The 291-nt window shown below is 46.0% G+C and carries 2 pseudogenes; both read right to left on the bottom strand.

The features are described 5' to 3' along the window. Positions 1–224, bottom strand: a pseudogene (locus FD23_RS10855) (RNA-guided endonuclease TnpB family protein); the annotation flags it as partial. Further along, positions 196–291, bottom strand: a pseudogene (locus tag FD23_RS11005) (IS607 family transposase); the annotation flags it as partial. The pseudogenes FD23_RS10855 and FD23_RS11005, both read right to left, overlap by 29 nt.

Raw genomic sequence — 291 nt, forward strand, 5'->3', positions numbered from 1 at the left:
AGCTTGCCTTTTGAGCCTTTAACCGGCTTGTCCCACTTGCGAACTTGGTTACGCAGAGCCTGCCAGTTATTAACCGCTAGCATCGACTTGATGCCGCAGTAGCGGTTCAAAAAGAAATGCCGGCATCTGCCGTATCTTTCAAAAAAGTCGGACATTCTGGCAAATTCTTCATCGCTTATCTTTTTGGAGTAGACTCTAACTGTCTTGGGCTGAGTCTTTTTCACTGTCTGCTTGACTGAAGAGCTTTTTGCTTTCTTGGATGACTCTTGCATTCTGATGCGACCTCTTTCC

The organism is Lactobacillus delbrueckii subsp. delbrueckii DSM 20074 = JCM 1012 (assembly GCF_001433875.1).
Lineage (GTDB): Bacteria > Bacillota > Bacilli > Lactobacillales > Lactobacillaceae > Lactobacillus > Lactobacillus delbrueckii.